Raw genomic sequence first — 253 nt, 5'->3', positions numbered from 1 at the left:
GCTGACGCCGTGGGGCTGTCCTACGACGAGGCAGCCGGGATGCCGGATGCCGATGTCTACGCTCGATTGTTTCCTGGCCGTGGCCAGCATGAGAGTGTCTACGCCCAACCTGATTGGAGTGAAGTCCTGGACTGTGTCAAGTTGTTTCGACAGGAGAACACTATTTCCTCAAGCAGCCCGGTCGGCTGCCGATGATTCCGTCTCGGTGCGATCGAAGAACGACTCCATCGCCCGGGCAGGGATCTCATAGCCC

The 253-nt window shown here is 59.7% G+C and carries 1 protein-coding gene; it reads left to right on the top strand.

What is annotated here, in order from left to right:
* A partial coding sequence (locus ACPUD7_RS17950) for a hypothetical protein (RefSeq protein ID WP_425120668.1) occupies nucleotides 1-195 on the top strand: 195 nt, incomplete at its 5' end.
* Between the last annotated feature and the right edge of the window lie 58 nt (nucleotides 196-253).

The sequence above is a fragment of the Brevibacterium sp. FAM 24630 genome (genome assembly GCF_049804075.1).
In the GTDB taxonomy this organism is placed as follows: domain Bacteria; phylum Actinomycetota; class Actinomycetes; order Actinomycetales; family Brevibacteriaceae; genus Brevibacterium.
Note: the sequence above shows the minus strand (reverse complement) of the source record. Positions and strands in the feature narration are given on the sequence as shown.